Here is a 23,839-nt window from a genome sequence, read left to right as displayed (position 1 = left end):
CCCCGGCCCGGGTTCCGGAGGCCAGCAGGAATGTCGCCCCTTCGGCGGTGCGCTCGACGCGATGTGCGATCCGGCCGGGGAACGCCAGCGCGATCACGAGCCCGACTCCGTCGAGGTCCGACCGGACACCCGGCGCGCCCCGGACCATGCGTTCGAGGCGGTTCGCATCGTCGCGCCATCGGCGGGCCTCCGGGCTCCGACCGCCGCGCAGCGCGATGAGGGCCTGCGCGATGTCGGCATCCGAGACGCGCAGCTCGCCGCTCACCAGCGCGACGACCTCGGCCGCGAGTCGGCTTCCGACGACCGGGCTGCCGTCGAGAAGCGCTCGGGCGAGACGAGGATCGGTCGGGATCCGTGCGAGGACGCGGCCCTCCGCGGTGGCGCGACCGTCGTCATCGATCGCGCCGAGCCCCCGAAGCACCGCGATCGCATCGGCCAGGTTCTCGGCCGGCAGCGGGTCGATCATCCGCAGTCCGATGCCGCCCGGGGCACCCCAGCAGGCGAGAAGCAGCGCGGCGTCCGCGAGGTCAATCACCGCGATCTCGGGCACGGGACGGGCGGGCGCCGCCGCGTAGGTGCGTTCGTCGACGCAGCGGATGACCGTGCCGGGGCCCTGACGGGTGCCGCGCCCCGCGCGTTGCACGCACGACGAGCGCGATGCGGCGGTGGTGACGAGGCCCGTCATGCCGCGGCCGGCGTCGCGCTGCGGATGCCGCGACAGGCAGCTGTCCACGACGAGGCGCACCCCCGGCACGGTGAGCGAGGACTCCGCGAGCGATGTCGTGACGATGATGCGCGGACGGTCGGCCGGCGCGCGGCCGCGGATCACGGCATCCTGCTCGGCCGGCGGGATCTGGCCGTGCAGCTCCCGTACATCGAAGGCATCGCTCGCAGCGCGGACGCGGCGGGCGATCTCCGACACCTCGCGGGCCCCTGGCGCGAAGACCAGCACGTCCGCCTTCGGGTCTTCGCGCACCAGGTCCCGGGCCCCGGCTGCCGTGACGGCCGCGATGTGGTCGAGGAATCCCCACGTGACTCCGCGCTCGTCGAGACGTGGCACGGGGCTCGGAGCCCACTGCACGGTGAGGGGGAAGGCGGGGACATCGTGGTCGACGATCGGCGCGGGGGAGTCGTCCGTGCCGATGACGGCGGCGATGCGCGCCGCGTCGAGGGTGGCGGACATGGCGATCACCACCAGGTCATCCCGCAGCTCGCGCACCTCCGAGAGCAGCCCGATCAGGAGGTCGGTCTCGAGCGCGCGTTCGTGTACCTCGTCGAGGATCACGGCATCCACACCGTCGAGTCCCGGGTCATCGAGCATCCGTCGAAGCAGGACTCCGGCCGTGACGAACTCGACCTGCGTCTCGGGCCCTGCCGAGCGCTCGCCGCGGACGGTGAATCCCACGCGTGAACCGAGGGGCGACCCGTCGAGGTGGGCGAGGCGTCGGGCGGCGGCGCGGACGGCGACGCGGCGGGGCTGGGTGACGATCACGCGACCGGTGCTCCGCGAGGCGAGGAGCGGGGGCACGAGGGTGGTCTTGCCCGTGCCGGGTGGGGCGGTGACGAGCACCGATCCGCTAGCATCGAGTGCCGAGGACAGCTCGTCGAGCGCGGCCGCGAACGACAGCCCCGCGCCGATGGTGGCGAGGTCGAAGGCGGCGGACATCATCCGTCCAGTCTGCCCGGTCGCAGAGACGAAACAGTGGATGCCGCGACCGAACCGGCCGCGGCATCCGCTGTCGTGAAGGTCTGGTTACTCCGTCGCGGGTGCCGGCGCCGGCGGTGCGGGCGGCGGCGGGGTGGTCGGCGTCGAGACGCGCGGCGCGGGTGCCGCAGGTGTGGCCTCCGCGACACCGGCTCCGATGCCGCGGCCGACGGCCTGACCCTGGATGATGCCGGCGAGGTCGAGCCCGGTGGCCGAGTGCACGCTCTCGAACACCGAGGCCAGGGCCTTGGCGTTGTCGGCACCGACGACGTCCGATGCGCCGTCCTGGCCCGAGCCGCCGATGATCGACACGTTGCCGATCGCCGCGTAACCCTTCGAGAACTCGGCCATGATCGACGGCAGCACCTCGAGCACGCGCTGCGAGAGGAAGGCGTCCTGGTTCGAGGCGATGGCCTTGGCCTCAGCCTCGAGAGCTGCGGCGCGGGCATCACCCTCGGCGCGGATCGCCTCGGCTTCGGCAGCAGCCTGCAGACGTCGGGCGTGTGCCTCGGCCTCGGCCTTCGAGCGCAGCGCGTCGGCCTCACCGGTGGCGCTCGCGACGGCAGCCGCGGCCTCACCGGCGGCGCGGGCTTTGTCGGCCTCGGCCTGCTGCTCGGCGATGCGGGTGCGGGCTTCGGCCTGCTTGACCTGCTCGATCGCTGCGGCCTCGGCGGCCCGCTCGCGGGTGTAGAGCTCGGCCTGAGCACGGGTCTCGGCCTCGTACCGCTGCGCGTCGGCGACGCGCTTGACGTCGGCGTCGAGCTGAGCCTGCTTGTTCTCGGCCTGCTGCTGCAGCACGGCCTGCTGCGCCTGCTCGCGGGCGAGGTTCTCGGCCTGCTCCGCCTCGGCGCGCGCGCGACCGATGCCGGCGTTCGAGTTGGCGGTGTTCGTGTCGAGCGCGGTCTGCTCGATCAGGTTGGCTTCCTGGTTCGCGATGTTCTTCTGGTTGATCGCGCGGTCGGCGTTGGTCTGCGAGATCTCGGCGGACTGACGCTTCGCCTGGATCTCGGGCGCGCCGAGCGACTGGATGTAGCCGACCTTGTCGGTGATGCCCTTGATCTGGAACGAGTCCAGGATGAGGCCCTGCTCGGCGAGCTCCTGCGAGACGTCGGCGGCGATCTGGTCGGAGAACTTCTTCCGCTCGCGCATCAGCTCGACGACCGACAGCGTCGCGACGATTCCACGGAGTGCACCTTCGAGCTGCTCGGTGGTGAACTGCTCGATCGCCTTGTCCTGGGAGGCGAAGCGCTCGGCGGCACGGCGGACCAGGATCGGGTCGGAGCCGATCTTCACGATCGCGACACCGTCGACGTTCAGGGTCACGCTGTCGAGCGACTGCGCCTCGGCGTTGAGCGATACCTGACGCGAGCGCAGCGAGATGATCTCGTGGCGCTGCGTGATCGGGTTGACGAGCGACTTGCCGTTGACGATGACGGTGACGGGCGACTCCGACATCTCGGAGCGGCTCGACCCGTCGGTCCCGATGACCGCGGTCTGCACCTTCTGCTTGCGGCCCGAGATGACGAGGGCCTCGTCGGCTCGGGCGACCTTGATCCAGCTGCGTGCGAACAGCAGCAGGATGAGCAGCAGGACGACGGCGACGACGACTGCGATACCGACGATGACGAGGATGCCGACGATTCCGGCGAACTCCATGGATGACCTCCCTGGTTCCCCCCGAGGGGGCGGTCTGACGTGCCCGCGACACAGCGGGCGTACGCAACCCACCCTGCCAGAAACGGAAGCGGGCCGTTCTCGCGGCCGCGGGTCAGCGGGTGCGGAGCTTCTCCGCGAGGTCGCGCAGCGTGCGCAGCTCGTCATCGCCGAGGCGCGACATCCGGTCGGCGATCGAGCGACCGTGCACGGTGGCGAGTGAGCGGAACGCCCGTGCTCCTTCGTCGGTCGCGCGGATCAGCGCACCGCGTCCGTCGTCGGGGTCGGCGCACTTGGCCACGAGCCCGCGCGTGACCATGCGGTCGACCAGGCGCGAGACGCTCGGCTGGCTGATCAGCATGTTCGCGGTGATGTCGCGTAGCCGCGCGGTCATGCCGGGGGAGCGGGTGACGGTGAGCAGCACGTCGTACTCGGCCTGACCCAGGTCGCTGTGCTCGAAGTCCGACATCATCTCGGTGAACAACTCGTGCTGCGCGCGGAACAGGCTCTCCCAGGCCTCCAGGGCGAGCTTGCGATCGGTCATGTTCAAAGAATAGTGGGAACAGTAAAGGGCCGGTCGGAGAGGCTCCCGACCGGCCCTTGTCCCTTGCACCAAGAGTGTCCTGCAATCACATGCGGTGTATGCCACAGCAAACATTCACCGTGTGATCACTGTATAACGGCGAGATAACGAATGCAACGGTTTGGTCACGGAAAAGTTTCGTGGCGGAGCAGGCGTCCCAGCTCATGTCCGAGGTGTTGCCCACGACCGAACTCCGCGTTGGTCATAGTTCCGTGGAAGCCGACGTCGGTACGAGATTCTTCGCTGGGCGGCCGCGTATCTGTCGCAGGCGTCACCACTCCCCAAATGATGTTCCCGCTGGTCCACGAACCGGCCGCTGAACCAACTGTGGCTCGCCGACATCACCGAGCACTGGACCGATGATGGCAAGCTGTATCTCTGCGCGATCAAAGACGTCCACTCGAACCGGATCGTCGGCTACTCCCAGAGCGGGATCACGGGATCGATGGGCCGCGTCGGAGCCTGCGCGGACAACGCCGCGATGGAGTCGTTCTTCGCGCTCCTGCAGAAGAACGTGCTCAACAAGAAGCGGTGGCACTCAAGGCAGGAACTCCGCCTCGAGATCGTCGTCGCCGGTGCGAGCCTCGCCATCGAGCTGACGCAGATGGCCGCCTCGCGGCTCGCCCTCAGCGGACACCTCGCGGACATCAATGACTGGCTGACGAACATCCTGGGCGGGATCATCGGGTACGGACTGTTCGTCCTCGCGACGCGCTCGAAGACGATCGCCGGATTCGTCCAACGGTTTCGGTGGCCGACGCGTGCGCGCGTGAGTAGCCAGCCGGTCTGATCCTCGAAGTGCCGGAAAGCCCAGCCAGACCGTCGGCACCGAGATGGTCCGCCTCGCGTTTCCGACCGGGTGGTGTGGACGTCAGGCGCTCATGGGTGCACGGCTGCTCGGATCTCTGCGGCGATCGATTCTGCATCGTCGGTACTCAGAAGGATCTCGTCGAACCCGATCGTGGCTCGGTCGACGGCGATCCGCAGCAAGCGGTGCCCGCGCTTCATCGAGACCAGTCGCCGCACCCCTGAAGGGTGCCTGAAAGTCCCCAGCTTGCGGTAACCGGAGACGACGAGGCCGGATCTCACCCCGAGTATCTCTGAGGTCCACCCCTGTTCGGTGGACACATCGCGGATCGCCGACCTCGGTATCAGTAGCTGAGGCAAGCCCGTCATCGTGGCCTCCCAGCCGGGGAACTGCACGTGCACTCCCGCTCGGTCGCATGTGATGTCGGTCATCGTGTGCTCCTTGCTACTGCGAATGGGGTCATCTTGAGAACATTATCAACCTGATAACAGTGACGAGTCAAAGTGCAGGACAGGCTTTCCCGAGCTGGCCGCGCACGCGGAGCCCTCTCCCGCTCCGCGTGCGCGGTGATGAGGTTAGGCGGGTACCTTGTCGAGGAATCCGAGGACCTGGTGGATACGGCCCTGGCCGTCGCCGACGACGACGTCGAAGCCGACTACGAGCGGTTCGGCTCCTGCGGGGCCAAGCCCCCACTGAAAGCGGGTGAGGCCGTGATGTGCGTCAGGTTCGCCGACGAGCGTGAACACGAACCCCGGGAACTGTTCCCGCACGGCGCCGATCGTGGCCGAGATCTGGTCTCGTCCACCGACATCGACCAGAGGGTCCGTGTATGTGGCGCCTTCCGTCCAATGCTCGGCGAGGAGGCGGTCACGAGCGTTCGCGTCCGAGGCGTTCCAGGTCTGCAGATACAAGTCGGTGATGGGGGTCATATCGGGGCCTTTCGGTATCGGCCGCAGCGGAGCCGCCGCGGTGAAGCCATGTTGGGCGCGGAGGGGTAGTCGCGTCGATTACCTCGGAGGTCATGGGTCGAACCACGACTGTTGGCTAGGGTCGAGAGTCATGACCGTGATCCATGCCGGCGACGTCGGGGTGCTCTTGCGCGGCTGGCGCGAGCGGAGACGGCTCAGCCAGCTGGAGCTCTCAGCTCGTGCACACGTCTCGACCCGACACCTCAGCTTCGTCGAGACCGGGAGGTCCAAGCCCACGCGAGAAATGCTCGATCGACTCTCTGCACACCTCGACATACCGCTGCGCGAGCGCAACCAGCTGCTCCTCAGTGCCGGGTTTGCGCCCGCACATCCCGAGCGGGCGATGAACGCACCGGAACTCCGTTCTGTCAGCTCGGCGTTGCGACAACTCCTCGACGCCCATGCGCAGTACCCAGCGCTGGTGCTTGACCGCTGGTGGGACGTTATGGACCGCAACGCCGCGACGGACGTGCTGCTCGAGGGATGCGCACTGCACCTCCTCGAGCCTCCCGTCAACGCCGTACGGTTGTCGCTGCACCCGGAGGGTCTCGCGCCCCGGATCCGCAACCTCGGTCAATGGCGAACCCACCTCATCGGTCAGGTCTGCGCTCGCGCCGACCGCACCGGCGACTCCCGCCTCCGTCGCCTGGCGGAGGAGGTCGCGGCCTACCCCGGCGACGACGTAGGGCGGCCGGCGGTCACGGATGTCGTCATCCCGCTCGAGCTCGAGGTCGCGGGCGAGGACCTGCGCTTTTTCAGCATGTCCGCGGCCGTGGAGTCTGCGCTCGACATCACCATCGACGAACTGCGTATCGAGTCGTTCTATCCCGCCGACGATGCCACAGCACGCTGCTTGCGCCACCGACAGCCATCGTGAGATCGGACGAACGACTGCCGAGGGGGCCTGCTCAAGGACGCCGGAGCAGAGATGCTCGGTCAGACGATCTGTGCGGAATCGCGCTGACGCCACAGTGCGTTCGTCGATGAGGAGGTCGTGGTGCCGAACAAGTCGCCGTGCTGGCCGTACATCGCGCCCGGCCTCAGGAACCGTCGCGCAGGTCGGCCGGAGCTCCCGCCGCGAAACGGATCCGGTCGAAGCGCGAGTCGCAGTCCTCTCCCATCGGCGCCTGCGACATGAAGCCCACCGTCACGGGGAGGTCGGTCTTCAGGCGGAACACCCGGACGAACTCCCACCGGTCGCCGTCGTCGGAGGCGTGGAAGGCGAACGCGTCTCCGACGCGGGAGACGCGGAGATACACGAAGTCGCTCTCGACGACCGTGGAGTTGCAGTCGTCGGAGAACTCGTTGGTCACGACGCTGACGACCATCGCCCGTCCGTCGGGCGAATACTCGAAGCAGAGCTTGGCCCAGTACTGCTCATCGCACCACAGTCCCAGCACGGCGGCGTCGAACGTCGTCCGCTCTCCGACGACGCGAACCCTGGCACTCAGCGTGAAGTCGCCATCGGTCCGAAAGCCCAGCAAGCTCGCGCCGTGCTGAGCGGGACCGCCGAGCGAGTCGTTGGTCCAATCTCCTCCCGGTGCCGCATGGAGGGTGAGCTCGCCGGTGTCGCCGTCGTAGCTCGCATCCAGTTCGCCGTTCGTCCATTCGAGCGTCGGCAGGGCAGGTATCCGCATGGTCGTTCTCCTCACGGTGATGACGTCAACATATCGCGCGTCCGGGGCTCGTCGGTGATTGCGGCCTCGCGGGCGCCCTCCGCCGCAGCGCCTACCCGACCGCCGCCCCGAAGCTGCGCTGCTCCACGAGCGGGCAGGCGAACACGTCGCGCTCGCCGAGTCCGACGCGGTTGATGTAGCGCACCACGATCGCGTACGAGGCGAAGAGGCCCACCTGGGTGTAGGGCACTCCATGGGCCCGGCAGTACTCGGCAATGAGGGGTGCGGCGCGCCGAAGGTGTGGGCGCGGCATCGACGGGAACAGGTGGTGCTCGACCTGATAGTTCAGGCCGCCCATCGCGATGTCGAGGAAGCGGCTGCCGCGGACGTTGCGACTCATCAGCACCTGCCGGCGGAGGAAGTCGAGGGTCATCTCCCTCGGTACCACCGGCATCCCCTTGTGATTGGGCGCGAAGGCGATGCCCATGTAGAAGCCGAACAGCCCCAGCTGCACCGCGAGGAAGACGAACGCGATGCCGGGGGAGAGCACGAGGAAAACCAGCACCAGGTAGCCGATCATGCGGATGCTCAGGAAGGCGATCTCCGCCCACCGCCGTTCCAGTCGCCCGCGCGCGAACATGCGCCGCACGCTCGAGGCGTGCAGCGACAGACCCTCCAGTAGCAGGATCGGGAAGAACAGCACCCCCTGGTGTCCGCGCAGCCAGGTGATGACCGGTCCGTTGTGCTGGGCTACGGCCTCGGGGGAGACGGCGATGACCGGGAGCTCGATGTCGGGGTCGGACCCCAGCTTGTTCGGGTTCGCGTGATGGCGGGTGTGCTTGTGCTGCCACCACCCGTAACTCATGCCGACGAGGAGGTCGCCGAGGATCAGGCTGATCCAGTCGTTCCAGCGCCCGGACACGAAGATCTGCCGATGTGCCGCGTCGTGCCCGAGGAAGGCGATCTGCGTGAACACGATCGCCAGAACGGCGGCTGTGAACAGCTGCCACCAGGTGTCGCCGATCCAGACGAAGGCGAGGAGGCAGACGCCCAGGACGAGCGGCGCGGCGATGAGCTTGGTCCAGTAGTAGCCGTACCGACGGTGGAGCAGTCCGCGTCCGCGGACCTGCTGCGCGAGTTCGGTGAACGCGCTCGATGTGCGTGGAGCGCCGTCGGGCGGGCGAGTGCGGATGGTCGGACGGATGCCGTCCATGATGACCTCTTCTCCACGCCGACCTCTGCGGCGGCGCGTTCTGCGACCCGAGCCTCAGCGATCCCCGGTCGTCGTCGGAAGCGGCCCTCGCTGGTGGGTTCGACGCCAGGCTACGCCGCGAACCTGCGTGCGTTCTCAGACGGCGGACGCCCCTCACGGCGGTTTCCACGGTCGTCGGCCTCTGGGATGCGATACATTGCATGGTAGGTAGAACTTCAGGCTCTACGTCGCTTTCCGTTCGAGTGGAGGAAAATTGGCACTCTCAGGTGGACCCCTCGAGCGCAGATCCATGAGTGACGAGGCATACGCCCGGTTGCAGGAAGCGATCATCAGCGGCGAGCTGCGCCCCGGTGAGCGTCTGCGGGACTACGAGCTCGCCGAGCGGCTCGGCACCTCGAAGACGCCGATCCGCCACGCGCTGGACCGCTTGGCCGATCACGGCCTGGTCGAGATGCAGCGCAACCGCTACACGCGAGTCGCGCCGATCGACCTCGATCGGGTCCGCAACGCCGTCGACCTCTTCGGCGACATCTGGATCGGCTCCGTACGCCACGTCATGCCGGTGATCCAGGATGACGACGTCGCGTACCTCACGGATCTCGCCGACGACATGTCGCGGTCGGTGAAGTCACGTGACGTGACGGGCTTCGGGACTGCGCTGCGCGCCATCGCCACCGGCTTCGCCCGCATCGAGGGCAACGCTGCGCGAGCGGTCATCATCGAACGTCTCGGACCGCAGATCCGGCGCTTCGGCGAGCACTCGCGGGACGCTTTCGAGTGGGACAAGATCGAGGCCTTCACCGTCGCCATGCGCGAAGCGATCAACGCGCGCGATGCGGTCCAGACCCGAGCAGTGCTCGTCACGCTCTTCGACGACGTGCTCCCCGCGACGATCGACCGTGCCGAAGTCGCGGGTGTGGACATCATCGACGAGGACTGAGCCCACCGGCGCGGGTATTCCAGGCGAACCCACAGGAATCGCAAAGGGTCGTCTTCTAGCCTGGAGATCCCAAGGGGAGTACTCCGATACGGTCGGGTCGTCATTACGGATGCACGTCGCATCCCGGGCCGCCGGTTCCTGTTCAGGAATGGAGAAGACTTTGGCGGTGCAGTCGTACCCCGAAGTCTGGAGCCCGTTTGGACATCACCCCCCTGATCTGGATCATCACGATCGCGGTCACGATCGCCTTCTTCGTCTATGAGTTCTTCGCGCACGTGCGCACGCCTCACGAGCCGACGATCGCGGAGTCGGCGCGCTGGTCGATCTTCTACATCAGCCTCGCGCTGCTGTTCGGCGTCGGCATCGGCGTCTTCTCCGGCTGGACGTTCGGCGGTGAGTACTTCGCCGGCTATCTGACCGAGAAGGCACTGTCGATCGACAACCTGTTCGTCTTCCTCATCGTGATGACCGGCTTCGCCGTGCCGAAGATCTATCAGCAGAAGGTGCTGATGATCGGCATCGTGATCGCGCTGATCCTGCGCGGCATCTTCATCGCCGTCGGCGCGACGCTCATCGAGAACTTCTCCTGGATCTTCTACCTGTTCGGTGCACTGCTCCTCGTGCTCGCCTACCGTCAGGCGTTCAGCAACCATGAGAGCAACCCGGCGAACGGGCGCTTCATGACGTTCGTGCGTCGGCACCTGCCCGTCAGCGACGAGTACAACGGCGACAAGCTGACCGTCGTCAAGAACGGCAAGCGCTTCGTCACGCCGATGCTGCTCACGATCATCGCGATCGGGTTCATCGACCTGGTGTTCGCCGTCGACTCGATCCCCGCGATCTACGGTCTCACCGACCAGGCCTACATCGTCTTCACCGCCAACGCCTTCGCGCTCATGGGCCTCCGACAGCTCTACTTCCTCATCGGAGGACTGCTCGAGCGGCTCGTCTACCTGGCCCAGGGACTCGCGGTCATCCTCGGGTTCATCGGCGTCAAGCTCGTCCTGCACGCGCTGCACGTCAACGAGCTGCCTTTCATCAACGGCGGTCAGGGCGTCGAGTGGGCGCCCGAGATCCCGATCTGGTTCTCGCTGCTGTTCATCGGCCTGACCATCGCGGTGGCCACGACGGCGAGTCTCATCAAGACCCGCCGTGCCCCGGACGCCGTCACCGCTTCCACCGACACCACCCCCACCATCACGCAGAAGGAGCACTCTTGAGCGCGCAGCGCTGTTCTGACTCTTCGGACTCTGACAGTACGAGCGCCCGGTTCATCCCGGGCGCTCACCCCACCACAGAGGAGGCGGCCCGCTGATGGGCGACCTCCTCTGGAACATCGCCCTCGTCTTCGCGTTCGTGCTGATCGGCGGTGTCTTCGCTGCCACGGAGATGGCGCTGGTCACGCTGCGCGAGAGCCAGATCAACGCGATCGGCCAGCGCGGGCGCCGCGGGGCGAAGGTCGCGGCCCTCGCCCGCAACCCCAACACCTTCCTCTCGGCGGTGCAGATCGGTGTGACCGTCGCCGGGTTCGCCTCGGCGGCGTACGGTGCGACATCGATCGCCCCGTCCCTGGCGCCCGTGCTCGAGTCGTGGGGCCTGGCGCCGGCTCTCGCCCTCACGATCGCGACACTCGTGCTCACGCTCGTGATCGCCTACCTGTCGCTCGTGCTCGGAGAGCTCGTGCCCAAGCGCCTCGCGATCCAGCGCAACGCGCAGTTCGCCTACGCGGTCGCGCCCGCACTCAACGGGTTCGCGACGGTCATGCGCCCGGTGATCTGGCTGCTCTCGGTGTCGACGAACGCCCTCGTCCGGCTGCTCGGTGGAGACCCGCACAAGACGAGTGACGAGATGACCGATGAGGAGGTGCGCGACATCGTGGCCAGCCATCAGGGGCTGCCGGATGACGAGCGACGCATCCTCGACGACGTGCTCTCCCTGCGGGGGCGGCAGGTCAGCGAGGTCATGCGCCCGCGCCCGGAGGTCGTCGCCCTCGACGAGGCCGCGAGCGTCGGCGAGGTGATGGCGCAGGTGCGTGATCTTCCGTTCTCGCGCTACCCCGTCTCCGAGACCTCGATCGACGACATCACCGGGTTCGTGCACGTCCGTGATCTGTTCGAGGCCGCGTCCGACGATCCGACGCGGCCGCTGCGCGCGCTCATGCGCGAGATCCCGTACATCCCCTCGTCCGCGCGTGTGCTGCCGACCCTGACCCGGATGCGTGCGGAAGGGCACCACATCGCCGTCGTCGTCGACGAGTACGGCGGCACCGACGGCCTCGTCACCCTGGAGGACCTCGTGGAGGAGGTGGTCGGCGAGATCTTCGACGAGTACGACGCCGAGGTGTTCATCTCCGCCGACGACGGACTCGACGGGCGACTCAACCTGCAGGACTTCGAGGAGGCCACAGGCCTGGCAATGCCCCGCGGCTCTTCCGACACCATCGCCGGATTCGTGACGGAGCAGCTGGGGCGACTCGCCGTCGTCGGCGACACGGTCGAGGTTCCGGGCGCGACGATCCAGGTGGCGGAGCTCGACCGGCGTCGGATCTCGCGAGTGCGGGTCACGCTCGAGCAGGTCGGGGAGCCGCAGGTCTGACCGCGCGCTCGGCTTGTGGTCAGGGCTGCTGCACGCGGCTGCCGAGTTCGCTGAGGCCTTCGGTGAGGATCTCGACCAGCAGGCGGGCATAGCGTCCGTCGGGATCGAGGTCGGGGTCGAACACCGTGATCGACGCGCCGACCGCGCCCGGTGCGAGTTCGCGCAACAGAGTCGTGAGCTCTGCCGCCCCGATCCCCCCGGGGTCGGGGCTGTCGACGGCGGGCATGATCGCGGCATCGAGCACGTCGACGTCGACCTGGAGCCAGTAGGCGGAACCCGCGACGGCGGCGGCTTCCGCGCCGACGTGGGCTCCGCCGAGGGAGAGGACGTCGGCGGAAGAGAAGACACCGCCCAGGATGCTGCGCACCTCCGGCAGATCTTCGTCATCGTCGCGGTGGCCGATGTGCGCGGTGTGCTCGGCCGCGAAGGACGGACCGAGCCCGTCGATGTCGGCGACGGTGGGCCAGTGCCTGCCGATCGCCGCGGCGAGAGCCTCTCCGGCCACGCTCGCGCACTCGTCGCTGTTGCCCGGATGCCGGAAGTCGGTGTGACCGTCGACGTGCACCAGTCCGATGCCGCCGCGGCGCACGGTCGCGAGACCCGCGCCGAGCAGGATCGCGCAGTCGCCGCCGATCACGAGCGGAGTCTCGCCCCTGTCGAGCGCCGCGCCGATGCGTGCCGCCAGACGCCGCGAATGATCGATGGTGGCGCTCTCGTTGCGTACGTGTCCCGGCGGTCTCGTGGCATCGTCGTCGACGTAGCGGCCGGCCAGGACGACGCCGGAGTCGGTCGCCCCGAGCTCGGCGAACCGGGCGAACAGGCCGGCCTCGCGCAGAGCCTCCGGTGCCTTCGCTGCGCCGGGGACGCTGCCCGGCTCGGGCGGACGCAGGCCGAGGTTGGACGGAGCCGACAGCATCGTCGTGATCATGCCTGCATCCTGAACCGGGGGTCGGACATTCGCGCGGGGATTAGGCAGGGAAGCGCACCCCGGTGATGCGCTCCGCAGCCGCCCACATTGCGGACCCGATCGCCGCGAAACGCACCTCGTCCGACGCGGTCACCCGCGCCGGCGCTCCACGGAACTCGAGCAGACCGCCGGGGCCCCAGTAGTCGCCGTTCCTCACGTCTGCGGCCGTGGCCGCGTGGACGACGGGCAGCGCGCCGCCGTCCTTGCCCTGCACGAGCAGGCGGGTCGGCGCGGACAGGGCGCGGACGACGCCGGACACCTCGGCGAGACCGGGACGCGCAGGCGTGAGCGGGTCGACCGCATAGCCCGGGTGTGCACAGACAGCCGAGCGGGAGGAGTCCGACCACCGTCGGGACAGTTCGAAGGCGAAGGCCATCAGCGCCGCCTTCGACCGCCCGTATTGCCGGAGCGAAGCGCCGGTCCACGGGGCGTCGAGGGTCGCCGGGGCGAGGGTCGCGAAGCGGTGGGCGATCGAGCCCACCGCGACGACACGGGCGTCCGGCCCGAGGCTCGACTCGAGCTGCGCCACGAGGGCGAAGTGACCGAGGAAGTTGGTGCCGACCATGAGGTCGAAACCGTCGCTCGTGCGGGCCGAGCGGTCGGCCGCCTTGACCCCGGCATTGCAGATGACCGCGTCGAGCCGTTCGCCGACGTCGGCTGCCGCTTCGGTCACGCTGTCGAGGGAGCCGAGGTCGAGCGGCAGCACGCGCAGGTCGGCGTCGGGCACCTGTGCGCGGATCGCCGTGACCGCTGTCGTCGCGCGCTCGGCGGAACGGCATCCGAGCACAACCCGCGCACCCCGTGCGGCGAGCTGCTCCGCGCACCAGTACCCGATGCCCGCGTTCGCTCCGGTGACGAGCATGGTGCGCCCGAAGTGGTCGCGGGGGAGAGGAGGGGCGGCATCCATCCCCCCAACCTAGGCCGCGCGGATGTCTCGCACCTCAGTGATCGTGGTCGTGATGCTCGTCGTCTTCGTCTTCGAGGAGCATGCCGACCGACGTCGCGCAGGCGTCGCCCCTCCACGCCTCGATTCCCTCGCGCACGGCGAAGGCCGCGATGACCAGTCCGGCGACGGCATCCGCCCACCACCACCCGAGCAGGGAGTTCGCGACCAGCCCGATCAGCACCGCGGCCGAGAGGTACGTGCAGATGAGTGTCTGCTTCGAGTCCGCGACGGCGGTGGCGGAGCCGAGCTCGCGACCCGCACGGCGCTCCGCGAACGACAGGAAGGGCATGACCGCGACGCTGACGGCGGTCAGGACGATGCCGACGGTGCTGTGCTCCGGACGTTCGACCATGACCAGCGCTGCCACCGAGGTCGCGGTGACGTAGGCCGCGAGGGCGAAGAAGGCGACCGCGATGACGCGCAGGGTCGGCTTCTCCCAGCGTTCCGGATCACGGCGGGTGAACTGCCAGGCGACCGCGCCCGCAGACAGGACCTCGATCGTGGAGTCCAGGCCGAACCCGATGAGCGCGGCCGAGGAGGCGACGGATCCGGCGGCGATCGCGACGACCGCCTCGATCAGGTTGTAGGCGATCGTGATGCCGACGATGAGGCGGATGCGGCGATGCAGGGTCTCGCGACGGGTGAGGGCGAGCGTGGCGGTCATCAGCAGGTGCAGCCTTCACCGGAGCAGCAGTCCGGTTCCACGATGAGCGTCACCCGCATGAGCATGTCGAGCGCGGGTGCGAGGTGCCGGTCTGCCAGGCGATAGCTGCTGCGGTGGCCGTCCGGCACGCTCTCGACGAGGCCGCAGCCGCGGAGGCACGCGAGATGGTTCGACATGGCCTGGCGCGAGACGCCGAGCGCTTCGGCGAGGTCGGCGGGATAGGCGGAGCCCTCCCGCAGGGTGAGCAGGACGCCGGCGCGCGTGGGGTCGGAGAGTGCGTGCCCGAGGCGAGCGACGGCGGCCGTGTGTGTGGGGGAGGAGGCGAGGGCGGTGGTCACGTGACCACTGTACAGAAGACAATGAATTCAGAAAAGACTGAACTCAAAGATGTGGGGACGCGACGAGATGTCACGCCCCCGCACCCTGACCTGCTCAGCGGATCGCGTACACCGCGCTGCCGACGATGACGGCGACGATGGTCGTCCAACCGATGATCGCGAGCGCCTGCCAGAAGAGGATGCGGGCCTTGCCGACGCCGGAGGCGGCGAGCATCGTCGCCGTGAACTGCGTCGGCAGCAGGAGCGGGCCGAGCAGGCTGACTCCCGGGACGCCGTAGCGCTCGAACGCGCGCTGGAACTTCTCGCGACGCGGGGTGCTGTGCACGGTGTCCGCGGTGCCCACCGCACCCTCTTCCGTCGTGCCGCCGCCGGCGAGGGCGACCGCCTTGGCTCGCGAGCGGTTCACGACGGCCTGCCGGGCCCCCGAACTCACCAGCACCACCACCAGGACGCACAGGAAGTTGCCCACGATCGCGGCGATCGCGGCGACCACGGGTGGGATGCCGCCGATGATGCCGATGCTCACCGCGCCCTCGCCCTCGATGAAGGGGATCGCGCCGGCGAGGGCGACGATGAGGGGCTGCACGAGCTCGGGAACCTGGGCGACCAGGTCCTGGAAGGTCTCGATGAGGTTCATGGGGGTGCTCCCTGATGTCGGTGCGAACGGTCTCTCCGCTGCGATGACCCCAGTCCACTCGACGCGAGGGCGTGGCGGCAGTGTCGGGCCGTCACCGCTTCCCGGGTGGATCGCACGCGGCATCCGTGACAACTGTCACGGCCCTATCGTGGGAGCGTGAGCAGCCGCGCCGAGCCCCTCGCCCCCGTCGAGCCGAGTCCGGGGGCGCGACAGCTGTCCCGCGGCGTCACGGCCACGTGGTGGTACACCGTGACCGCCGTGATCGCGTTCGAGCTCGCCCTGATCGCTTCGTGGACGCTCACGTCCCTCGCGGACGACCTCGAGGGTTTCGTCGGCCTCGTGGTCGGCGTCGGCGGCATCCTCTGGTGCGCGTCCACGATCCCGTTGCTGCTCGACTACCGGCACCGATTGGACGCCGAACCGGGCGTGCGCTGGATGCGTCTGCTGCTGCCGTTGCTCGTCGCCCTGATCTACGGAGTCGTCGCCGGCGTCGTGGTCGGCAGTTGGCAGCTCGCAGTGATGCCCCTCGTGCTGACGCTCGTCCTGCTGAACTGGCCGCGCGGGGTGCGGTACAAGGTGGTGATCACGGCCACGATCGCCCTCATCCTCCTCGGCGTCGCGGATTCCGCTCTCGACGTCGCCGACGACAACCCGTTCCTGATCCCCGCCGTGTACACCGTCTTCTTCCCGGTGATGCTGGTCAGTTCGCTGTGGTGGTGGGACGTACTGATCACGCTCGACCGCGCCCGCGCATCCGAGGCGAGGCTCGCCGCCACGCAGGAGCGGCTGCGGGTCGCCACCGATGTGCACGATCTGCAGGGGCACCACCTGCAGGTCATCGCTCTGCAGCTGGAACTCGCGGAGCGTCTGCTGCCGACCGACCCGGACGCGGGGATGGAGCAGCTCCGTGCCGCCCGGGTGAGCGTCGACGAGGCGCGCCAGGGGACCAGGGACCTCGCGACCCGCTTCCGTTCGGTGCCGTTGGGGGATGAGCTGGCCAACGCCCGCGACCTTCTCACCGCGGCCGGGCTCGAGGTGGAGTCCGCCATCGACGCGGATGCCGATTCCGCTCCGGCATCCGCGCTGGGCCCCGTGATCAGGGAGACGACGACGAACGTGCTGCGGCACGGCGGGGGAGCGCGGGCGCGGCTGGCGCTCCGCAGGACCGCGGATGCGTGGCGGTACGAGATCGCGAACGATGTGGTCCCCGGCGTCGACGTCGAGCACGACGGCTCCGGGCTGGAAGGTGTGCGCCGCAGGATCGAGGAGGCGCACGGCTCCCTCGAGGTGCGACGCGACGCCGACGAGTTCGTGGTGGTCGTGACGGTGCCGACGCAGGGTGAGGGTGCTCGATGATCCGCGTGCTGCTCGCCGATGACGAGGCGATGATCCGCTCCGCTCTCGCAGCGCTGCTGCGCCTGGAACCCGACATCGAGGTGGTCGCCGAATGCGCCGACGGCGAGCAGGCCGTCGCCGAAGCCCTGCGCCTGGAGCCGGACGTGTGCCTGCTCGACCTCGAGATGCCGGGACTCGACGGGGTGCAGGTCGCCGAGAAGCTGCACAGGGCGATCGCGACGCGCTGCGTGGTCGTCACCCGTCATGCGCGACCCGGCGTGCTCCGTCGCGCGCTCGCCTCCGGCGTCTCGGGCTTCCTGCCGAAGTCCCGCGGTGCCGACGAGGTCGCCGCCGTCATCCGCCGGGTGGCCGCGGGCGCTCGCTACGTGGATCCCGAGATCGCCGCCGACGCCTTGAGCGACGAGCGCTCGCCGCTCACCGACCGGGAACTCGACGTGCTGCGCGCCGGACGCCGGGGCGAGACGACCGGTCAGATCGCGCGGGCCCTCGCCCTCGCACCGGGCACCGTGCGCAACCACATCTCGGTCATTCTCGGAAAGCTCTCCGTCGGCACCCGCCAGCAGGCCGTGCTCATCGCCGAGGAGCGCGGATGGATCTGACGGCCGATATGCTGTCAGGCATGGGAACAATATGCGCTGCGCCCATGATGGGGCGCATCTACGCGATCCGCGACCGCCGCGCCTGACGGCGCGCTCGCTCTCCGCACGCATCTGCGCGCCGTCCACCGAGATGTCATCGCACCTCGGGACGGGCAGTCCTCTCTGACGCCTCTTCGCGTCCTCCCCTCCTTCGAGGTGCTCCGATTCTTCTTCTGGAGCGCACTCATGCCTCGTTCAATCCATGGCGGCCGACACGAACTCGGCCAGAACTTCCTCACCCATCGTCCGACCCTCGCCCGCATCACCGACCTCGTCGGGCGGACCTCGGGCTCGATCCTCGAGCTCGGGTGCGGTGACGGCGCACTCACCCGCTCGCTCGCAAGGTTGGAGCGACCCCTCGCGGCGATCGACGTCGACGAGCATCGGGTGCATCGTCTGCGAAAGGCGCTGCCGGGCGTGCGCATCGAGGTCGCGGATGCGACTCGCCATCCGCTCGACGCCGAGGTGGTCGTCGGCAACATCCCGTTCCATGTGACGACACCGATCCTCCGGCGACTGCTGTCCAGCGGTCGGTGGAGTCAGGCGGTGCTGCTGACGCAGTGGGAGGCGGCCCGCAAGCGGGCAGGTGTCGGCGGCGGCACCATGATGACCGCCCAGTCGGCGCCATGGTTCGAGTTCTCCCTCGAAGGGCGCGTTCCGGCCTGGGGCTTCTCGCCGCAGCCGAGCGTCGACGGCGGGGTGCTGGCCATCACCCGTCGCGGCTCACCGCTCGTCCCGGCATCCGACCGCCGGGAGTACGAGGCGTTCGTGCGGGCGATGTTCACGGGGCGAGGATCGAACCTCGCTGCGGTGGTGGCGACCGCGGCGCGAGTGCCCGTGTCCCGTGCGCGTCGATCCGTCGCGGCGGCCGGCGCCGACGACCGGCGTCTTCCCCGTGACCTCCGTCCGGAGCACTGGGCCGCGCTCTGGCGGCACCTCTCCCGCGGCTGACACGGCCGGGCCGTCTCGCAGACGCCTCTGCGCGACGGCCCGGTCTCGTCGTCGTGAGCCCGATGTCGGAGCATCCGGGTAGCCTCGACGCATGTCCGCCTTCGCCACGCTCGCGACCCCGGTCGGGGTGATCGGGGTGGTCAGCGACAGCGTGGCGATCACCCGCGTCACGTGGCGGTCCACTCCGCCTGAGGGCAGCGCGCTCCCGGCCAGCCCGACTGCTGATCCGCTGCTCGCCGAGGCACTCGCGCAGCTCGCCGCCTACTTCGCGGGCAGCCTGCGCCGCTTCGACGTGCCGGTCGACCTCGGCGTGCAGACCGTGGCGACCAGAGCAGTGCTCACAGCCCTCCACGAGACGGTCGGGCACGGCGAGACGATCACGTACGGAGGCCTCGCCGCCCGCAGCGGTACCGACGTCCCGGCCCGGGGGATCGGTTCGATCATGGGCGCGAACCCCGTCCCCCTGATCGTCCCCTGCCATCGGGTGGTGGCCGGCGACGGCCTCGGCGGATACTCGGGCGGTGACGAAGGTCGCGGGCTCGAGACCAAGCGCTGGCTGCTGGAGCACGAGGGGTCTCTGCCGACCTCGCTGTTCTGAACAGCGGCGGCGGCATCCGTCATCCCGTCATCTCACCGACGAACACCCTGCGAGAATGGACGTGCCGAGTCCCGAGCCGAGGAGCCAACGTGCAGTTCATCTCCACCCGCGGCGGCATGCAGCCGCAGTCGTTCAGCGAGACGCTGTTGGAGGGCCTCGCGCCCGACGGCGGACTGGCGGTGCCCGAGGTCATGCCGACCGTCGACGGCGAAACGCTCGAGCGCTGGCGTGCGCTGACGTACCCGCAGCTGGCGACCGAGGTGCTCGGGCTGTTCGCGACCGACATCCCGCGCGCGGATCTCGCGCGGATGACCGATGCGGCATACGCCGGCTTCCCCGACGGCGTCGTGCCGCTGCGGGCCATCGACGACGAGCTGACGCTCGTCGGACTCTCCGAGGGGCCGACGCTCGCGTTCAAGGACATGGCGATGCAGTTCCTCGGACAGGTGCTCGAGTACACGCTGGAGCGCAACGACGCCGTGCTCAACGTCCTCGGCGCGACCTCGGGCGACACCGGTTCTGCGGCCGAGCACGCCCTCCGCGGCAAGGAGCGCGTCGCGGTGTTCATGCTGTCGCCGCAGGGCCGCATGAGTGCGTTCCAGCGGGCGCAGATGTTCTCTCTCGACGACGCGAACGTGCACAACATCGCGGTCGAGGGCGTCTTCGACGACTGCCAGAACCTCGTGAAGAAGCTCGCCGGCGATCTGGACTTCAAGCGCGCACAGCACCTGGGCGCGGTGAACTCGATCAACCTCGCGCGCATCACGGCGCAGACCGTCTACTACTTCTGGGCGTGGCTGCGGGCGACGGATGCCGGCGGCTGGACCGAGCTGTCCTTCACGGTGCCCTCCGGAAACTTCGGCAACATCCTCTCCGGCTTCTTCGCCAAGCAGATGGGTCTCCCGATCCGTCGCCTCGTACTCGCCGCGAACGAGAACAACGTCCTCGACGAGTTCTTCCGCTCCGGCGTCTACCGCCCGCGCAGCGCCGCTCAGACGCTCGCGACCTCGAGCCCCTCGATGGACATCTCCAAGGCGTCGAACCTCGAGCGGTTCATCTTCGAACTCGTCGGCCGTGACCCCGCCCGCGTCGTGGGGGCCTGGGACGACCTCGAGGCCCAGGGGTACTTCGACTTCTCGGCCGATCAGGAGCGCTTCCTCGAGGAGTTCGGCATCGTCAGCGGCACCTCGACGCACGCTGACCGGCTGGCGACGATCCGCTCGGTGTACGAGACGACGGGTGAGGTCATCGACCCGCACACGGCCGACGGCGTAAAGGTCGCGCGCGAGTATGTCGAACCGGGTGTTCCGATGCTCGTGCTCGAGACGGCCAAGCCGGAGAAGTTCGCCGAGACGATCCACGAGGCCATCGGAGTCGAGCTCGGCTACGCGCCCGAGCTCCAGGAGATGCTCGACGCTCCCCAGCACGTGACCGAGATGGGTGACGACGAGCACGCGCTGCGCGCCTTCATCGAGACGAACGCGCTGCACTGATCTTCGCGGCGGTCGTCGAGACCCCCAGTTCACGTCGAGACCCCCCTCGTGCCGCTGTCGGCAGGAGGGGGTTTCGGTGTTTCCGGGGGTCTCCACGCGAGCTGTCGCGGGCGTGACGCAGAGCGGGTACGTGCGATGCGCACATCCGGGTTCGATTCTCGTGCGATATGCACATGTCGTGCGGTGTCCGAGCGTGGCTACTGTGGCGCACAACCCGTTCCCCTCCTCCTCCCGAAGGATCCTCATGGCACGCACGGCGCACGCAGACGACTTCGCGCTCTCCCGGGTGACTCCCGAGGCCCGCAAACCCTGGTTCGGCATCGCCGTGCAGCGATTCGGACAGGTCTCGGCCCTCTCGCAGTTCCTCCTCGGCGCGACCCTCGGTTACAGCATGACTTTCGGCGAGGCTGTCCTCGCCTTCCTCTTCGGCTCGCTCATCCTTGAGGTGATCATGTGCGTGGTCGGCTTCATCGGCCAGCGCGAGGGCCTCAACACCGCCCTCCTCGCACGCTGGACCGGCTTCGGCGAGATCGGCGCCTCCCTGGTCGGGCTCGCGATCGGCATCAGCCTGATCGGCTGGTTCGGCATCCAGTCCGCGATCTCGGCGCAGTCGCTCGACGCCCTCATGCCCGGCGCTCTGCCGGTCTGGGCCTGGAGCCTCATCTTCGGCCTCGCGGTCACCGCGATCGTGGCCTTCGGCTTCGTCGGGATGCAGTGGCTCGCGAACATCACCGTGCCGCTGTTCCTCATCCTCGTCGGCTGGTCGGTCATCTCCGAGCTGAGCCGTCACGACATCGGCGAACTGCTCACGGGCCCCGCGCCCGGACCCACGATGAGCGTGTGGGCCGGAACCGGCATCGTCGCGGGCGGCCTCATCGTCGGCGCGATCATCACGGGCGACATGACCCGCTTCAACCGCTCGCGCGCGGACGTCATCAAGCAGACCGTGGTCGGCGTCTCCCTCGGCGAGTTCGTGATCGGCCTCGCCGGCGTGCTGCTGGCGCACGCCGCGGCCACGGGGGACATCGTCGCGATCGTGACCTCGTCGGTCGGCTTCATCGGCCTGTTCATCGTGCTCACCGGCACCCTGAAGATCAACGACTGGAACCTGTACTCCTCCACACTGGGCCTGGTGAACTTCATCTCGACCGCGTTCGGGAAGAACCTGCACCGCGTCACCACGACCATCGTGCTGGGCGTCGTCGGATCCGTGCTCGCCGCGGTCGGCATCCTCGGACAGTTCACCGAGTTCCTGATCGTGCTGAGCGTCGCGTTCCCCCCGATCGCCGGCATCATGGTCGCCGAGTACTACATCGTGCGTCGCTGGCGTCCCGACCTCGACGCGACGCGCGACGAAGGCACCCTCCCGGCGACCGCCCCGCGCATCGTCCCCGCGACGATCGTCGTCTGGCTGGTCTCCGCGCTGGTCGGCTACTTCGTGACGTGGGGCATCCCGTCGCTTCTCAGCCTTTTCCTCTCGATGGCCCTCTACACCGTCGCGGGCAAGCTCGGCTGGGTGCGCGGCGTCGGCGTGGCCACCACACGGCAGGCCGCACCGGTCGAACAGACAGCAGCGGCCTGAGCCGCCGCAGACAGACACCCCTCACAAGAAAGCGAGCATCATGCACATCGGCATCGACGTCGGCGGCACCAACACCGACGCAGTCCTCATGGACGGCACCCGCACCCTGGCGGGGGTGAAGCACTCGACCACCCCCGACGTCACCAGCGGGATCATCCAGGCGATCGAGGACCTGCGGGCCGGACACTCGTTCGAGGGCGCCGACATCGATGCCGTCATGATCGGCACGACGCACTTCATCAACGCGCTCGTGCAGGCGAGCCGTCTCGCACCGGTCGCGGCCCTCCGGCTCGGGCTGCCCGCCACCCGTGCGCTGCCGCCCCTGATCGATTGGCCCGAGGTGCTGGTCGAAGCGACCCAGGCCCGCAGCTACCTCGCGCACGGCGGCTACGAGTTCGACGGCCGACCGATCTCACCGCTCGACCCCGACGAGATCCGGGCGCACGCCGAGGACATGAAGGCGCACGGCATCCGCTCGGTCGCCATCTCCTCGGTGTTCAGCCCCGTGAACCACGACCTCGAGGTGCGGGCGGCCGAGATCGTCGCGGAGGTGCTGGGGGCGGACGCCGCCATCTCGCTGTCGCACGAGATCGGACGCATCGGGCTCCTGGAGCGCGAGAACGCGACGATCATCAACGCCGCGCTGCGCGAACTCGCATCCGAGATCGTCGACGGGCTCACCTCGGCCGTTCGCGCCCAGGGCATCGAGGCGCCGATCTTCCTCAGCCAGAACGACGGCACGCTGATGGACGAGGAGTACGTGCGCCGCTACCCGGTCGCGACCTTCGCGTCCGGCCCGACCAACTCGATGCGCGGGGCAGCGGCCACCAGCGGCCTCGACGACTGCGCCGTGATCGACGTGGGCGGCACCACCGCCGACATCGGGTTGCTGATCAACGGCTTCCCACGCGAGACGGCGAACGAGGTCAAGGTCGCCGGCATCCGCACCAACTTCCGGATGCCCGATGTGCTCTCGCTCGGCATCGGCGGCGGCAGCATCGTCGACGAGGAGACGGCCGAGGTCGGCCCGGCTTCCGTCGGCTACAAGCTGACCACGGAGGCATTGGTCTTCGGCGGATCGACTCTGACCGCCACCGACATCGCCGTCGCGGCCGGTCGCGCGCAGGTCGGGGATGCGAGCAAGGTCGCGCACCTCGACCCGGCGTTCGTCGAGCGGGTGCTCGCGCGCATCGCCGAGCGCGTGTCCGAGGCCGTCGACCGCATGCGCACCTCGCCCGAGCCCATCGCGGTGGTCGCGGTCGGCGGCGGATCCATCCTGCTCCCCGACGAGCTTCCGCTGTTCGGCACGGTGCACCGGCCGGAGAACTACGCGGTCGCGAACGCCATCGGCGCCTCGATCGCACAGGTCGGCGGCGAGATCGACAAGGTCTACGCGATCGAACCCGGTCGCCGCGAGGAGACGCTCGCCGAGGTGCGGGCCGAGGCCGTCGACAAGGCCATCGCCGCCGGCGCCAAACCCTCGACCGTGTCGATCATCGACTTCGACGAGGTGCCCATCCCGTACCTCCCCGGCAACGCGACGCGCATCCGCGTGAAAGCCGTCGGCGACCTCGACATGGGGGCGTGA

23 protein-coding genes and 1 pseudogene are annotated in these 23,839 nt (G+C 68.9%); 12 read left to right on the top strand and 12 right to left on the bottom strand.

What is annotated here, in order from left to right:
- The 3 genes from GZ67_RS0104430 to GZ67_RS0104420 form a co-directional block, all read right to left on the bottom strand.
- Positions 1–1,669 (bottom strand): helicase-related protein (locus tag GZ67_RS0104430; RefSeq protein ID WP_029273774.1); only part of this gene is annotated, 1,669 nt, incomplete at its 3' end.
- A gap of 84 nt (positions 1,670–1,753) precedes the next feature.
- Entirely contained in the window at positions 1,754–3,361 is a 1,608-nt protein-coding gene (locus GZ67_RS0104425; RefSeq protein WP_029263790.1) for an SPFH domain-containing protein, read from the bottom strand.
- A 112-nt stretch (positions 3,362–3,473) separates the two neighbouring features.
- A complete protein-coding gene (locus GZ67_RS0104420) occupies positions 3,474–3,902 on the bottom strand; it encodes a MarR family winged helix-turn-helix transcriptional regulator (RefSeq protein WP_029263791.1) in 429 nt (142 codons plus the stop codon).
- A gap of 358 nt (positions 3,903–4,260) precedes the next feature.
- Here GZ67_RS0104420 and GZ67_RS20055 point away from each other — a divergent pair.
- Positions 4,261–4,731, top strand: a pseudogene (locus tag GZ67_RS20055) (VanZ family protein); the annotation flags it as partial.
- A gap of 89 nt (positions 4,732–4,820) precedes the next feature.
- On the opposite strand, the gene GZ67_RS0104410 reads toward GZ67_RS20055, so the two are convergent.
- A complete protein-coding gene (locus GZ67_RS0104410) occupies positions 4,821–5,180 on the bottom strand; it encodes a hypothetical protein (RefSeq protein ID WP_029263792.1) in 360 nt (119 codons plus the stop codon).
- 144 nt (positions 5,181–5,324) lie between these two features.
- The gene (locus GZ67_RS0104405) at positions 5,325–5,678 is read right to left on the bottom strand and encodes a nuclear transport factor 2 family protein (protein WP_029263793.1); all 354 of its coding nucleotides are present in this window, start codon (positions 5,676–5,678) and stop codon (positions 5,325–5,327) included.
- A gap of 130 nt (positions 5,679–5,808) precedes the next feature.
- Between GZ67_RS0104405 and GZ67_RS0104400 the strand changes: the two genes are divergently transcribed.
- The gene (locus GZ67_RS0104400; protein WP_029263794.1) at positions 5,809–6,594 is read left to right on the top strand and encodes a helix-turn-helix domain-containing protein; all 786 of its coding nucleotides are present in this window, start codon (positions 5,809–5,811) and stop codon (positions 6,592–6,594) included.
- Positions 6,595–6,757: 163 nt separating this feature from the next.
- Here the strand turns inward: GZ67_RS0104400 and GZ67_RS0104390 are convergent, their stop codons facing one another.
- Positions 6,758–7,354, bottom strand: coding sequence for a DUF1349 domain-containing protein (locus tag GZ67_RS0104390; protein ID WP_029263795.1), 597 nt, complete (start codon positions 7,352–7,354; stop codon positions 6,758–6,760).
- A gap of 91 nt (positions 7,355–7,445) precedes the next feature.
- On the bottom strand, positions 7,446–8,546 hold the full coding sequence (locus tag GZ67_RS0104385; RefSeq protein WP_029263796.1) for a fatty acid desaturase family protein: 1,101 nt from the start codon (positions 8,544–8,546) through the stop codon (positions 7,446–7,448).
- 289 nt (positions 8,547–8,835) lie between these two features.
- On the opposite strand from GZ67_RS0104385, the gene GZ67_RS0104380 reads away from it, so the two are divergent.
- The 3 genes from GZ67_RS0104380 to GZ67_RS0104370 all read left to right on the top strand — a co-directional run bounded on the left by GZ67_RS0104380 (position 8,836) and on the right by GZ67_RS0104370 (position 12,081).
- Entirely contained in the window at positions 8,836–9,486 is a 651-nt protein-coding gene (locus GZ67_RS0104380) for a GntR family transcriptional regulator (protein ID WP_029273773.1), read from the top strand.
- 197 nt (positions 9,487–9,683) lie between these two features.
- The gene (locus GZ67_RS0104375; protein ID WP_029263798.1) at positions 9,684–10,706 is read left to right on the top strand and encodes a TerC family protein; all 1,023 of its coding nucleotides are present in this window, start codon (positions 9,684–9,686) and stop codon (positions 10,704–10,706) included.
- Between the two features lie 94 nt (positions 10,707–10,800).
- A complete protein-coding gene (locus GZ67_RS0104370) occupies positions 10,801–12,081 on the top strand; it encodes a hemolysin family protein (protein WP_029263799.1) in 1,281 nt (426 codons plus the stop codon).
- Positions 12,082–12,100: 19 nt separating this feature from the next.
- On the opposite strand, the gene GZ67_RS0104365 is transcribed toward GZ67_RS0104370, so the two are convergent.
- The 5 genes from GZ67_RS0104365 to GZ67_RS0104345 all read right to left on the bottom strand — a co-directional run bounded on the left by GZ67_RS0104365 (position 12,101) and on the right by GZ67_RS0104345 (position 15,633).
- Positions 12,101–13,009, bottom strand: a complete 909-nt coding sequence (locus GZ67_RS0104365) for an arginase family protein (protein WP_197021080.1) — start codon at positions 13,007–13,009, stop codon at positions 12,101–12,103.
- 40 nt (positions 13,010–13,049) lie between these two features.
- Positions 13,050–13,955: an SDR family NAD(P)-dependent oxidoreductase gene (locus GZ67_RS0104360; protein ID WP_029263801.1), complete on the bottom strand. Its 906-nt coding sequence runs from the start codon at positions 13,953–13,955 to the stop codon at positions 13,050–13,052.
- 34 nt (positions 13,956–13,989) lie between these two features.
- Positions 13,990–14,658, bottom strand: coding sequence for a cation transporter (locus tag GZ67_RS0104355; protein ID WP_029263802.1), 669 nt, complete (start codon positions 14,656–14,658; stop codon positions 13,990–13,992).
- The gene (locus GZ67_RS0104350; RefSeq protein WP_029263803.1) at positions 14,658–14,996 is read right to left on the bottom strand and encodes an ArsR/SmtB family transcription factor; all 339 of its coding nucleotides are present in this window, start codon (positions 14,994–14,996) and stop codon (positions 14,658–14,660) included. Before GZ67_RS0104350 ends, GZ67_RS0104355 begins: the two co-directional genes overlap by 1 nt.
- A gap of 94 nt (positions 14,997–15,090) precedes the next feature.
- Positions 15,091–15,633: a hypothetical protein gene (locus GZ67_RS0104345; RefSeq protein ID WP_029263804.1), complete on the bottom strand. Its 543-nt coding sequence runs from the start codon at positions 15,631–15,633 to the stop codon at positions 15,091–15,093.
- Positions 15,634–15,789: 156 nt separating this feature from the next.
- Here GZ67_RS0104345 and GZ67_RS0104340 point away from each other — a divergent pair, with 156 nt between their 5' ends.
- From GZ67_RS0104340 to GZ67_RS0104305, 7 genes are all read left to right on the top strand, one after another.
- The gene (locus GZ67_RS0104340; RefSeq protein ID WP_029263805.1) at positions 15,790–16,989 is read left to right on the top strand and encodes a sensor histidine kinase; all 1,200 of its coding nucleotides are present in this window, start codon (positions 15,790–15,792) and stop codon (positions 16,987–16,989) included.
- On the top strand, positions 16,986–17,588 hold the full coding sequence (locus GZ67_RS0104335) for a response regulator transcription factor (RefSeq protein ID WP_029263806.1): 603 nt from the start codon (positions 16,986–16,988) through the stop codon (positions 17,586–17,588). Before GZ67_RS0104340 ends, GZ67_RS0104335 begins: the two co-directional genes overlap by 4 nt.
- Before the next feature lie 225 nt (positions 17,589–17,813).
- On the top strand, positions 17,814–18,578 hold the full coding sequence (erm, locus tag GZ67_RS0104325; protein ID WP_029263807.1) for a 23S ribosomal RNA methyltransferase Erm: 765 nt from the start codon (positions 17,814–17,816) through the stop codon (positions 18,576–18,578).
- A gap of 91 nt (positions 18,579–18,669) precedes the next feature.
- Complete coding sequence (locus tag GZ67_RS0104320; protein ID WP_029263808.1) at positions 18,670–19,176, top strand: methylated-DNA--[protein]-cysteine S-methyltransferase; 507 nt, start codon at positions 18,670–18,672, stop codon at positions 19,174–19,176.
- A gap of 89 nt (positions 19,177–19,265) precedes the next feature.
- Entirely contained in the window at positions 19,266–20,669 is a 1,404-nt protein-coding gene (thrC, locus tag GZ67_RS0104315) for a threonine synthase (RefSeq protein ID WP_029263809.1), read from the top strand.
- 244 nt (positions 20,670–20,913) lie between these two features.
- A complete protein-coding gene (locus GZ67_RS0104310; RefSeq protein WP_029263810.1) occupies positions 20,914–22,251 on the top strand; it encodes a purine-cytosine permease family protein in 1,338 nt (445 codons plus the stop codon).
- 40 nt (positions 22,252–22,291) lie between these two features.
- A complete protein-coding gene (locus GZ67_RS0104305; RefSeq protein WP_029263811.1) occupies positions 22,292–23,839 on the top strand; it encodes a hydantoinase/oxoprolinase N-terminal domain-containing protein in 1,548 nt (515 codons plus the stop codon).

The sequence above is a fragment of the Microbacterium sp. Cr-K20 genome, from assembly GCF_000708325.1.
Lineage (GTDB): Bacteria > Actinomycetota > Actinomycetes > Actinomycetales > Microbacteriaceae > Microbacterium.
The sequence above is the reverse complement of the archived record's forward strand: the minus strand, read 5'-3'. Positions and strand labels throughout refer to the sequence as shown.